Raw genomic sequence first — 12,561 nt, forward strand, 5'->3', positions numbered from 1 at the left:
GACCTCCTCTGTGTAACGATAGCGGGTACTTCCGCTAGCCGTATTTCTCTTGCCCAAAGTTCAATAACGAGAACCGGCTATATCCTCGATAGCCAGATTCTGTATAGCACGGCCCAGCTTCCGTGTCGCGCAGTCCGGATCGGTCCGTGAGCATGCCGTGCCCGACCGTCACCGCACTGGGGTGGCTTGGGGCGAGAGGAGATTGTGGCGCTGCTTCAGCCACATCGGGCGTCAGCAATGAGGTGATTTGGAGACTTCCGGGCAGGTTTCGTCACCGGCCGCTCCGGGTCGAAAACGGGCTTACCGCCGGTGCGATTCGCGGAGCGCTGGAACAGGTGAGACAGAGCTCGAAGGCTGAACCTGGTTCGGACTTTCAAAACCCTGCGCCGCAGGACACCCACGCCGGCTCATTCCGGCTGCCTTCGCGCCGCTTGCGCGAAAGCGCGCATCCGTGGCGAACTGCCTATCGCGATGGAGCATTGGAGGTCACAGGTCTCGCCATGAGCATCGATGACAACGGATTGCCGGGCCCCGAACTGCCGCGGCTGGACCTCGCCACCGTGGAGCGGCAGGTGCAGCAGACGGGTGCCTACTCGGCGCTGGAGTGGCTGCTGGAATCGGCATTGCTGCCGTATCCAGCCTACGAATGCTGGCGCCTCGGAGAGATCCCGCAATTGGAAACGGCGATCGAGGCCGCGCCGGAAGACTGGACCCGGTGGCTCCGGGAGGGCGAGGCGCACGCACAGGCGCTGCAGCTCGTCCATGAAGCGCAGACCTACCAAAGCTGGCAGCCGGGGCGGGGCGAACAGACACTGGCGCTGAGCCCGATTCCGGCCCGCCAGGTCTTGCTGGCACGGCGTTGGGTACGCCCCGCCGACCTGCCCCAGCTCGATCTGTTTTTGGACAACGGGGCCAGTGCGGCGGAAAACGACCTGCACCGCGCACTGGCGGCCCCGAAACGCGGCCGACGCCGACGCCAGCTTCGAACGCCTGTGCCGGATCGCCCCGAATCACGCCGGGCTCGGCGAATACGAGATCCTGGTGCTGTACGCGCGCCACATCGAACAGGCCGCGCCAGTCGCCCCCGAGGCCTGCGCCGAGGAGCTGGCGGCCCTGCGGGAGGAGATCGCGCCCTTGGCGCACACGCGCCTGCGCGCTCAGGCGCGGGACTATCTGGCGCCGGCCTGGCGACGCCTCGCCGCGGCACTGCCCCGCGCGGATTTCGACCCCAACGATCCCGACCTGCACGCAAGCTACGCCGAGACGCAAATCCCGGACTGGGACGCCGTGATCGCTTCGGTGCAGGCGGTTGCGGATCATGCGCAGCACCCTGCTTTGCTGGCACGCCTGGCGCAGGCCTTCCAGCACCGCCAGAGACCGGAGGCCGCCACGCTGGCCTGGGCACGCTGCAGCGAACGGGCCCCGGAAATGTCTCCGGCCGATCTCCTGCGCGCAGCGTCGCCGCGCCTGTACCGCCGCGCGCTCATGTTCGAGGAGCTCGACGAGCCGTTGGAGCCGACGGACTTCCCGGCCTGGCTGCTGCTGCGGGAACCGGGCCTGGTGCATCACCTGGACCGTGCCGATTCACCGGCTCCGGTCGGCGCCGTGTTCACAGCGATGGCCGAACTGCTGCGCACCCACCTGCGCGGGGCCGACGAGGTCGAGGCCCGGCAGCGCCTGCAGGCGCTGCGACCGCCGCTGCTGCGCGCGTATCTGCAGCACGGCCCCGGGTAGGACGCGTCGCTTCCGAACGGGTCGCGGACGGCCGTCCTCGGCCAGCGGCATCGTTGCGGTAGCTACCCCAGGACAGGAAGATCCGCATGCCACCACGAACGGGTGGCAACGCATCCGCCGGCCCGCGGCGCCTCGAACGCCTGGAGTCAGCCTGGGTTTAACGTGAAAGTCACGGCCTGTCTCGTGTCCCGGGCGACCCGTAGGGCGGAAAAGCGCAGCGTCATCCGCCGTACGGCGTTCGCAGTGCCCAGGCGCCCGCGGCAATCCGGGCACCAGCTGGCGGATGACGGCCTTCGGCCTTTTCCGCCCTACATCTCTTTCATCATCGGGGGTGCTCCCCCCGAGGGCATGAAAGTTAGCGTGAAAGAACCTGACGTTGGGGCGAGCGAGATTCTGGCGTGACGCATCCCGGTGCGCAAATGCCTGCTTGCGGGACTCGAAGAGCCTGTGTGGCGGCTCAGGTGGCGGTGAGATAGCCGTGCTTTTCCAGCATCTTCAGCCAGCGCGGCGCGTTGCGCTGCACGACGAGAGCCCTCGTAATCGACGGTGCGATCCTGGTAGGGGGCCGCATGATTGAGCATGGCGTAGACGATGCGCAGGAGCTTGTGCGCCAGGGCCACGATGGAGCGCTTGTGTCCCTTGCGGATGGACAAGGCCGAAAACTTGTCCTTGAGCGCACAGCGGGTGCGGGAGGCGGCTTGCGCGAACTCGCACAGCAGGCGACGGACCCAGGCGTTGCCCTTGCGCGTGCGTCCGCTTTTGCGTTTGCCGGCGCTCTCGTCGGTTGCCGGGGCAGATGCCGACCCAGGACGCGAGGCGTTCGGCGCTGCCGAAGCTCGCCATGTCGGTACCGATTTCGACGAGCAGCATGGCGGCGCCAATGCGGTCGATGCCGGGCACGGTTTCCAGCAGGCACACCTGCGGCTCCCAGGGGGCCAGACCCGCAAGCAGTTCCTGTTCGAAGCGGGCGATCATGGCCTCGAGGTACTCGATGTGCGCCAGAACCTCGTTGAGCACGAAGCGGTGCCTGGTGCTCAGTTCCTCCGGTTGCAGGGCTTCGAACAGTTCTTCGCGGGAAGCCCGCAGGCGGCCGGCGAGGTCGAGGATTGCGTGCATGGGGCATCGGCGAGCAGGGCCTTGATCATGGCCCGTGCCGACGCGCCGTGTACGTCGGAGACCAGCACGTTCAGGCGAATCCCGGCATCGGTCAGCACCTTGTGCAGCCGGTTCTTCTCCGCGGCCAGCATCCCGACCAGCTTCTGGCGCTGCCGGGCGATCAGGCGCAGATGGCGGATCTCGGCCGGAGGAATGAACGAAGCCCGCAGCAGACCGGCACGGGCCAGCGTGGCCAGCCACTGGGCATCGGAGAGGTCGGTCTTGCGGCCAGGCACGTTTCGGGCGTGACGGGCATTGACCACCCAGGCCATGACGCCCACACGCTCAAGGGCCGCATAGGGGCTCTTCCAGTAGATCCCAGTCGCTCTCCATCACCACGACCTCGGGGTCAAACCCGCGAACCCACTCGGCCAACGCCCGCCGATCGCGCTTGAAACCACCAAACTCCCGGTGCTCCACCGCCACACTGCCATCGGGCTGCTCGATCAGCGCACAGGCCGTGATCTTGCTCTGGTGCACATCCAGACCGACAACGCGCCGGTGAATCGGGGTAATGTCCATGCTGACCTCCTCGGGCAAACGCACTATCCTTCACGATGTGCTGTCGCCAAGGGCGCCGTCCTTCAACGGCCTGTCGGGACTCGACGGCTCTTTTTAGCGTGCGCTGTCCATGACCCTTCCAGGCCATGCCAGGCAATCCGGGGTACGAGTGAAGGGCAGCGGGTCGAGTTAGCGTGCGCGGTCAGGCGCCATCAAGAATTATCGCGACCTCAGCCCGACGCGACAGCACGCCCATTATCTTTCATCATCGGGGGTGCCGCGCGCCCGGCGGCATGACAGTTAGCGGCAATCCAGACGCTGGGCGTGGTCGCAGCCATCGGCATTGATGAAATGCTGGGTGCTCATGCGCTCCGGCGCCGGACGCATCAGCGGCTCGCCCGCCTCGGTCCGGGCGCGACATGGTTGACGAAGCTCTGCGCGTATTCGGCGAAGGTGTCACGCACGCGCCCTTCGGCACTGGCGCGGGCGAACACCTCGTATCCGTCCCCGCCCCCGGCGATGAACGAATTGGTAACCACCGCGCAGCGCGCCTCCGGATCGATGGGCAGCCAGTCGCCGGCCAACCGAGAATTGACCTCGACCGCGCCGATGCGCGCGCCCGGGGGCGCGGACAGATCCACCGCAAAGCGCAGACCGGCCGCGTACGGATACGCGCCCCCGACGCTGTCGGGGTCGGCGACCGCCTGTTCGAGCGTTTCGATGATTTCCGCCCCGGACAGATCCAGCACATGCAGGGTATTGGTGAAGGGCAGGATGGTGAAGACATCGGCGATGGTGACTGGCCCCGCCGGGATGCTGGCGCGCACGCCGCCGGCGTTCTGGATGGCAAGGTCGGCGCTGCCCTCCCGCGCCAGGAAGGCCTTCGCCACCAGCGTGGTCACATGAGCGCCCTGGGCGTAGGTCTCCGCGCGCGAACACAGCGGCTCGGCACGCCCCTCGCCGGGCAGCCGGACCATACAGAGGTTCCCGGCCGCCTTACCGATCACCGTCTCGCGCAACTCGCTCAACGCGGCCGTGAACCCGTCGAGCAGCGCGGTACTCTCCGGGTCGGGAAATACCGGGAGCGTGCGACTTCGTGTCGCATAAAGTGGGTGTCTCACAGTGGGTTGATGGTGGGTTGTGGCATGACGTGGGTGTCTCACAGTGGGTTGGCAGGTCAGTCGTACTCGAACACGGCCGCCGCAACGCCCGGAAGCCCGTCTTCACCGCTGGCCGAGGAGCAGAGCCCCGTTTTCGCACCAGTGCCACCCGTGCCGCCCTCGCCTGCAGTACCCGCCGCCCCCTGGTAGAAAGGGGTGTCGGTGGTGTTGGCGACCGAGCCGTCAACCAGCGCCACGCCAACCGACGGGCCGGAGTTGCCGCCGGCGCCGCCCCCTGCGGCACCGCCGGCCTCGCCGTCTCCGCCCCTGCCACCGTGACCGCCGGATTCGTGTGTGCCGCCAGCCGCTCCACTGCCGCCGGCGGCGCCGTTGCCGCCACGTCCGCCGTTGCCGCCGTCACCGCTGCGGCCGCCGACGATACGTGAATCGGTGAAGGCGACCGTAGAGCCCACCAGGACCGCGGCGAACGCCGCCCCACCCTGCTGGCCGCCACCCCCGGCGGTGCCGGCGCAGCCGCCTGCGCCACCGCCACCGCCTTCATTGCCAGGGTCCTCGGTCTTCACCCAGAAGCAGGCACCGGCCTTGTAGCCGCCGGCACCGCCTCCCCCGCCGCCGCCACCGGTGCCGCCCGAGGTGCCCGCCGTGCCGCTCGAGCCGTCCCAGGAGGTTCCGGTGAAACCGCCTGCGGTGTCTGTGGAGCGGCTGCCGTTGTGGCCGCAGGCGCCGTTGCTGCCGGTGGCACCCTCGTGCCCCGTCTTGCCGCGGCTGCGCGGGCATTCTGTGCAGTTACCGCTCCCCCACTTCCCGCCGGCCGCCCAGTTGCCCGTGCTACCGGGTGCGCCAGCGTAGCCCCAGCAGCCGTGCTCACTGCACGAGGGCTTGCAGGTGAAGTCGACCGCACGGACATGGACGCTCACTTTCTGCTTTACTGCACCGGCGCCACCAGTGGTATTGGCACAGGCGGTGACACTGCCGCCGGCACGCCCGCTGCCGTCTCCGCCCCGGGTGCCATCGCGTCCGTCGTCGCCCCCGGCCCCGGCACCGCCGGTGCCGGCGACGATCTCCGATCTCACGATCGAGAGGCCGCCGCTCCCGGACACCGCCAGCGCGATCGTCGGCGCGCCGTCGGCCTCGGTCACCGCCGAGCCCACCAGCTGGAAGCCCTGCATGGTTGTCGCGGCGTTGACAGCGGAAGCGGTCACGGCAGGCTTCCCACCGGCCGGTGCCTGGATCACCGAAAAGTAGTCCGGATGGGACTGGCTCTCGGGCAGGCAACCGCCATAGATATCCACGCCCTCGCGCAACGCGACGCTTGCCCCCGGACTGTACTCGCCCCATTGCACCAGCACGCCGCAGCCGGAGGGCCCGCAGCGCTCGAGACCCCGGTCGATGGTCCTGCAAGCGCCCGCCGGCGTTGTGCCGCAGTCCGCGCCGTCGGTGCCGGCCGTCGAAACGTAGATCCGGCTGGTGAGCTGCGACAAATCCGCCTTGCCACAGACCCAGGGTTCCTCCATGGCAAGCAGGTCGCGTGCGCTCGCGCGCGGGCCGAGAAGTGCGTGTCCCAGATCGACGTCCGCGAACAGGGCCCCCTTGGTGTCGGCATACTGGAGATCGGTGCGATCCATTGATGCGCCGGCGAGGCGCGCCCCCGCGAGATTGCTGCGCGAAAGGTCGGCCGGGCCCCTGTCCGACTCGTCGAGCCGTGCGTTGCTCAGGTCGGCCCCGGCAAGATTGGCGCCGGTCAGCGAAGCCCCGTTCAGGTTGCTGCCGCCCAGGTTCGCGTTGCTCAGGTCGGCCCCGGTCAGATTGGCGTCGGACAGATCACGCCCGGACAGGTCGGCCCCCTTCAGGTCGCAGTAGGGGCAGATATAGGGCGCTTCACCCGCCAGCACCCGGCGGGTGTCGTCGCCCAGCGGTACGGCCAGCGCCTCCGGCGCGGTGCCCGCCGATGGCGCCGGGTCCGTGCCCTGATCCGATGCCGGCGTTGCGCCCAGTGCCGTGGTCGGGCCCGTCAGCAGCAGCAACAGCAGCAGCAGCAGAAGCGGCAGCATGCCGCGCCGGCCGTCCGCTTTCCTCAGTGTCCGTCTCATACTCGTGGCCTCCGTGGCTCATGGGTTGGATATATGCCCGCCCCGTGATCGCCGCCCGGGCGGGAGGGCACACCGGTCGGGAAGGATCAGGTACCCGGCAGCGGCGGGATCCACTCGCTGACCGAGGGCACGGTCCGGCCCGCGGGACCGGTCGAGGCGTTGCCCGGTCCCGCATGGTGGCCGGCACCGTCCGTGGTCATGTCGAAGTTGAGCGTGTAGACGGTATGCCATAGGTCCACGACCAGCTTGGCCGCCGGGATATCGGGGGTGGTCACTAGCGGATTCACTTTCGGCGCCTCGGTGCCGTACTGGTAGACCGCCATGCTGTAGTCGGTCGCGGCGGCCCCATCGCCGGTGTAGTAGAGGACGTAGATGTACGTCTGCTTCTCGTTGCCGACCGCGGCGATGTCGAGATAGCTGTGCTCACCCGATTGGGACAACGGCAGAAACGGCGTCGGGTGGCCGCCCGCGTCGACGAAACGGCTGACCGGGTCACCGTGCAGATCGAACGCCTGGATGCGGGCGACGACATGGGTGCCCTGGCCTTCCGCCCGGGTGTCCTCCAGCACCAGGATGGTGCCGTCGTACGAGCAGGTCACCGCCACCGGGCGGAACAGCAGACCCGCCCGATCCGTTTCCAGCGCCTCGCCCGCATAGCTGCGCGCCACCGGCAGGGCGTCGTCTGCCGCGCCATCGATGGAAAGCGGCGCGATCTGGAGCTTGTTGATCCGGTTGTGGGCGGTGACCGCGATCACGTAGCCCGCGGGGTGCAGCGCGAACGAGGTCGGGAAGAAGGGGAAGCGCCCGTGGCTCGGCAGCTTGGCGCCGGTATCGAAGGGTGTCCTGGTATCGAGCACCACCCTTCGCAGGTGGTAGCCGCCGTCCTTGTCGAGACTGACATCCGACTTGCGCGGATCGATGTAGTAGGCGCCGAGCGCCACGTCGTTCGGGTCGGGGGACGGCTTGCCGTCGGGGCCCAGCACCCATTGTCCGTCCTTCATCTCGAACTTCGGCGGGTACGGGTCGTAGACGAGTTGCGTCGGCCCCTCAAAGCCGCACTGCGGAAACTTGGCGGCGGGAACGGCCATCCCGGGGATCGCGATGTTCTGGAAGGCGTTCAGCTGTCCTCCCTGACCGCTGACGCACGAGTCGATGCCCATGCCGGCCGCCTTCCAGGCAAAACCGATCATTCCCTGCCGCTGGCTGAGCGTGAGACCGTACCACTCGGAGATCGCGTTGCCGGTGCTGCTGGTGTTGCGGCTCGCGATCGTGGCGGTAGGAGCCTCTGCGGTTGGCTGCCACTGGTAGCGGCCTTCCCGGAAGGTGAGCAACGCCGAGTGCCGGTAGATGGATTTCTCCGTGAGCGGGATCGGATACTGGACCAGATACATCGTCACCTGCGCGACATCGGACTCGTCGTTCTCCAGCCAGCCGGTGGTCGCCTTGCCGGCCAGCCATCGGTCCAGGTAGAAGTCCGCCTCGAACTTCACCTGGCCGCCCAGCGTGTTGTTGGGGAAGCTGGCAGCCAGCGTGGCATCGGAAAAGCCCGCAGGCAGGTCGTGCTGCACCAGCCGCGCCGGACGGGCCTGGTCCCTGTAGATCATCTTCACGGTATACGACGCGCTACTCCCGGCCGGTCCCTGGGGCCAGGTGCCATGCCGCGGGTCCGGGTGCAGCGTCACCTGCGTGGTGATCGCGGTGGAAATCCGGTTCTCGATGTTCCACGGCGAGGTGGCGACTTCGACGATGGTTTCGGCCATCTGCGCGATCCCGGTCGCGATGTTGATCGCGATCATGATCCACCCCGCGAACGGGATCTCGTCGGCCGCCTCCTCGGCCGCCATCTGTGCCTCGACCCAGAGCAGCGCCTTGGTGGCCGCCTTGTTGAACAGCAGCTGCGCCAGGGTGGAAAAGGCGTGCCAGTTCATCTCCTTGTGCGCGGCGCTCACGCCGAACTGCGCACCGAAAAAGGCCACGCCGCCGCCCACCACTACGGTGACGAACTTCTTGTTCCCGGAAAGTTCGTCGACGATGTCGTAGAGCGGCTTGTAGGCCTGCACGGCGGTCGCCGCCGCCAGCATGAATGCCGGTACGCCGAGGTTGAAGACGCCGGTCATCACGCCGCCGACGATCGGTGTCTTCGGCCAGTGGTCGGCGCCCGTGCCGAGACCCGACCCGTAGATGCTGGCGCTGACCGCGTCGGGCGGAAAGGTCAGCGTCACCTCCAGCTTGCCCGGATCCGCGACGATCGGAATCGCCATCACGTTGTTCACCGGGCCGATGTAGCCGATGAAGCGGAGATCCTCGTACTGGATGTCGAGCGCCTCGTTGATCACCTCTGTGATGATTCCGGCGTCCGCGCTCCAGTCGGGCACCTTCATCGCGTTGCCGTCCGCGTCGTAGAAGCGGATGTAGGCGCCCAGGTAGCGGATGTACTCGTTGGTGAGGGTGAGCTTCACCTTGCGCTTGTCGCGATCGAGCACTTCCATCGCCGCTTTCATGCCGTGCACGGTGCGGCTGTTCTGCAGTGTGGCGTTCCAGTCGTCGCCCGCCAGCGCGCGGATGTCGGCGGCGAGCTGCAGGCTTTCGGATGCCGTCGCGACGTCGACGCTCTGCCCCGTCTGCTGCGTCCACTTCCCCTGCCATTGCCCGGTGCTGGCGTTCTCCCGAACTTTCAGGCGCGGGTCGTTCTTCGTGGCCTTCATCATCGAGGTCATCACCGCGCCCGCGGCGTCCATGCTCTGCGGCGTCGGTTGCGCGAAGTAGTAGGTCTTGTCCCCGGGGTATCCCGCGTCGGGGTTGTCCGGCGTAAACGGGACCAGCCGCGCCCAGCCGGAGTTCTCGGTCGGAGGGCCCATCCGGCGCATCTGTGCCGCCAGATCGTTGAACTGCGCGCTGATCTGGACGTTGTTGTCCATGTGATCGTGGATGATCCGGGTCGTCTCCGGATCCTTGTTGATCAGGTCCGCGTGGTGAAAGACGAGCGACTTCGCGGTAGAGACGTAGTCGATGGTCTGGTGCACCGCGCCGCCATTGGCCGTCAGCGCGGCCAGCCGTTCCGGCGGCGGCGGGCAGTGGATCGCGACATGGGAAACGCCGTGAACCGCCCTGGCCTCGGGAAACGACTTCAGCGTGTGCTTGAGATGAACGCGAACGACCGTACCGGCCGGAAGTTCCACCGGCCGTTCGGTGTAGTGCGTCAGCTGTCGGTCCGGCACCTGCGCCAGCTGCGGCGCCTGCTCGCGTAGCCGCGCGAGGCTCCGGGCCGTATGCGGCACCAGCGCATGTCGTGTCCCCACCGCATGCAGCCAGTACTCCTCGCCGGGGTGGGCATCGGACAGGTCAGCGTGAAACACCGTGGGCACCGGTCCCGAGACTCCGGGAGCCTTGCCGGCGTCAATCCTTTCGACAGCTCCGGTCATGACATCTCCTTGCACAATGCTTGATGGATGAATCCAGCCCGGCGGTCTCTCCCGCGTGGCGGTGTACGTGAAACTCCCGTAGGCGATGCGACACCGTCCGGGAAGCCGGCTGCCACGACGGCGCCTAACGCGTCGGGCACTTCGGGGTCTTGAGCACGACCCATTGGTTGTTCGCGGAGTTGAACTCCGCGCACTGGCTGGTCTGCAGCGCCCGATAGCTCCCGTCCAGCTGCAACGCCGCGCAGTCGAAGCCGGCATTGCACCCGACCTCGAGGAAGGCGAGCCGGCCATCGGGGTTTTGCTTGGCGCTGTTGGCGATCGCCGTCAGTGCCCCGACACTCGACAGCGAGTTCCCGGAAAGGTCGAGATAGCTGAGCGAGGTGAGACGATCGAGAGTCGGGTTGTAGGCGTCGAGCACCGAGGCGAGCTGGTTGTCCGAGGCATCGGCGTAGATCAGCGTGTCCTGGATGGCCAGGTCGAGCGCGGTGAGCGCATTGCCCGATACATCCAGCACCTCCAGCGCCTGCAGGATATCGAGGTGCTGAATCGACTTGAGCCGGTTGTTCGAGGCATCGAGCCGCACCAGCCCGGTGGTGTTCGACAGGTCGAGCAGCGTGAGCGCGTTGTTGGCAATCTTCAGGCTCTGCAGGTTCGGAAGCGGCAGCGCGTACTGCTCGATCCGGTTGGCGCTCAGGTCCAGGCTCAGCAGCGAAGTGAAGTGCTCGAGCCCGGTGAGATCCTCGATCTGCCGTCCAGGGCAGCGGACCTCGGGCAGCGCCTGGGCAGTCTGTACCGTCACCTCTGACGGGTGCCCCGGCAGCATCTCCAGAATGCAGGACTTCAGATTGTCATCCTTGAAGTGGACGATGTCGCCGGGAGGCGCATCACAGGGCGGTTTCGACCACACCGTCCGCAACGCGTGGTCGGGGGGCGGCGAACAGTCGCGCGTCTGCCAGCCGGGGATGATCCACTGCCGGCCGGTGCAGGGGGCGACCTCGCCGTTCGGACAGTACACGCTCGCGTTCAGCACCGGAAACGTAACGGGCCCGTACGCCTCCTGGGTGATGTCGATGGTGCCGCACCAGGCGAATCCCGCCTTGGGCGGGCAGCACTCGCCGCCCGGCGGCATCACTGCGGCCTGGAAGTCGGCGGCGGTGATCGTGGCGTTGCTGAAATCGCTGCCACCCAGCTGCGTACAGGTGAAATCGACACCGGTGCCGCCGCTGTCCGGGGTGGTCTTCATGGTCGTGCCGGTGAAGCGGGCCTGTTGCAGCACCGAGCCGTGAAAGCTGACGTTCTCCAGGATGGACCCATCGAAACTGACGTCCGGCATGATCACGCCGTTGAAGCTCGTTCCCTGCAGGGTCGCGTCGTTGAATCGGGCCCGGGTCAGGATGACGCTGTTGAACTGGACGAAGTTGACGGCTGCGCCGGAAAAGTAGGTGTCGGTCAGGTCGGCTCCGAGCACGGAAGCGGCCGGCAGCGTACCGCTGGGCGTGAGGTCCGCATGGATGAAGCTGGCGTTCCTGAGGGTCGCTCCCGACAGGTTCGCGCCATGCAGCACCGCGAAATTCAGCGTGGCGTGCGAGAGATTGGCTCCCCTGAACACCGCCTGTGTGAGATCCGCTGCCTTGCGTGGATCCCGCGAATCCGGGGTGTCCGGGCAGGCCTTGCCGTTGGGATTGTCCTTGTCGTCGCCCTTGGCTCCATAGAACCGCGCGCAGGAGAGCCCGGCGCCGGTCAGGTCGGCGTGCACCAGGCTGACGCCGTTCAGGGCGGCGTCGTCGAGCTTCGCCGCGATCAGATTCGCCCCGCTGAAGTCCACGCCGGTGAGATTGGCGCCGGTCATGTCGATGCTGCTGAAGTTCGCGCCCACCAGGATCGCGCCCGTGATGTCCTTTCCCTTCAGGGAGAAGGTCGAGGGGCTCACGTTCTGAAAGTTCGTGCGGGTAAAGTCGATCTGCCCCCAGTGGTCGGTGGTGATCGCGTTCACGTCCAGCGTGGCATGGCTGAAATCCGTGCGGCAGCCGTCGCCGGCGGCGATCTTCTGCAGCGGCCCGAACTCCGCGTGCATCAGCGACGTGCCCGAGAAGTCGGTGCAGCGGAACTCGGCGAAGGTGAAGCGGGTGGCGTTCAGGATCGCGTCGATGAAACAGGTCTCGTAGAGCACCGCGCCGGAGAAATTCACAGGCCCGAAACCGGAGGGGCCCAGGTCGGCTCCCCTGAAGCTGGCACCGGTCAGGTCCTGGCCGTCGAAGCGGGCCCCCTTCAGGATCGCGTTCTCGAAGTTGGCGCCCCGCAACGAGCCGGCCGGGCGGTCATGGAAGTTGCGGTTGGTGAGATCCTGCCCCGAGTAGTCCGGGCCCGAGGGCGCAACAGGACAGGCCGAGCGATACTCGAGACTGGGCGGCTGGTGTGCGTCTCGTAACGGGGCGTCGGCTGCGAACGCCGCCGATCCACCTGCCAGCATGAGCACGAATCCAGCAGCGCGTACACTCGATCCGGGCCCGGCAACGGCCAGCAATGCTCTGAACATCC

At 67.3% G+C, this 12,561-nt stretch carries 6 protein-coding genes and 1 pseudogene; 2 read left to right on the plus strand and 5 right to left on the minus strand.

Going from position 1 to position 12,561, the window contains the following annotated elements:
- Positions 1 to 915 precede the first annotated feature (915 nt).
- Both TVNIR_RS10760 and TVNIR_RS20735 read left to right on the plus strand, forming a co-directional pair.
- Positions 916 to 1,734, plus strand: coding sequence for a hypothetical protein (locus TVNIR_RS10760; RefSeq protein WP_015259059.1), 819 nt, complete (start codon positions 916 to 918; stop codon positions 1,732 to 1,734).
- Positions 1,735 to 1,896: 162 nt separating this feature from the next.
- Positions 1,897 to 2,136 (plus strand): hypothetical protein, encoded by a 240-nt coding sequence (locus TVNIR_RS20735; protein WP_237251626.1) that lies wholly within the window; start codon positions 1,897 to 1,899, stop codon positions 2,134 to 2,136.
- A 55-nt stretch (positions 2,137 to 2,191) separates the two neighbouring features.
- Here TVNIR_RS20735 and TVNIR_RS10765 read toward each other — a convergent pair.
- From TVNIR_RS10765 to TVNIR_RS10785, 5 genes and pseudogenes are all read right to left on the minus strand, one after another.
- A pseudogene (locus TVNIR_RS10765) lies at positions 2,192 to 3,411 on the minus strand (IS110 family RNA-guided transposase).
- A 365-nt stretch (positions 3,412 to 3,776) separates the two neighbouring features.
- Positions 3,777 to 4,409 carry a 5'-nucleotidase C-terminal domain-containing protein gene (locus TVNIR_RS10770; RefSeq protein WP_157092259.1) on the minus strand — a complete coding sequence of 211 codons (633 nt, stop codon included), beginning with the start codon at positions 4,407 to 4,409 and terminating at the stop codon, positions 3,777 to 3,779.
- A gap of 158 nt (positions 4,410 to 4,567) precedes the next feature.
- Positions 4,568 to 6,601: a pentapeptide repeat-containing protein gene (locus TVNIR_RS21085; protein WP_157092260.1), complete on the minus strand. Its 2,034-nt coding sequence runs from the start codon at positions 6,599 to 6,601 to the stop codon at positions 4,568 to 4,570.
- A gap of 86 nt (positions 6,602 to 6,687) precedes the next feature.
- A complete protein-coding gene (locus TVNIR_RS10780) occupies positions 6,688 to 10,023 on the minus strand; it encodes a hypothetical protein (protein WP_083499441.1) in 3,336 nt (1,111 codons plus the stop codon).
- A 124-nt stretch (positions 10,024 to 10,147) separates the two neighbouring features.
- Complete coding sequence (locus TVNIR_RS10785; RefSeq protein WP_015259063.1) at positions 10,148 to 12,493, minus strand: pentapeptide repeat-containing protein; 2,346 nt, start codon at positions 12,491 to 12,493, stop codon at positions 10,148 to 10,150.
- Positions 12,494 to 12,561: the final 68 nt, after the last annotated feature.

This window comes from Thioalkalivibrio nitratireducens DSM 14787, assembly GCF_000321415.2.
Classification (GTDB): Bacteria; Pseudomonadota; Gammaproteobacteria; order Ectothiorhodospirales; family Ectothiorhodospiraceae; genus Thioalkalivibrio; species Thioalkalivibrio nitratireducens.

Bases quoted from the DNA above. Each gene is read 5' to 3' on its own strand.
- TVNIR_RS10785 (WP_015259063.1), bottom strand. From the start codon at position 12,493: ATGCTGGCAGGTGGATCGGCGGCGTTCGCAGCCGACGCCCCGTTACGA.
- TVNIR_RS21085 (WP_157092260.1), bottom strand. From the start codon at position 6,601: ATGAGACGGACACTGAGGAAAGCGGACGGCCGGCGCGGCATGCTGCCG.
- TVNIR_RS10780 (WP_083499441.1), bottom strand. From the start codon at position 10,023: ATGACCGGAGCTGTCGAAAGGATTGACGCCGGCAAGGCTCCCGGAGTC.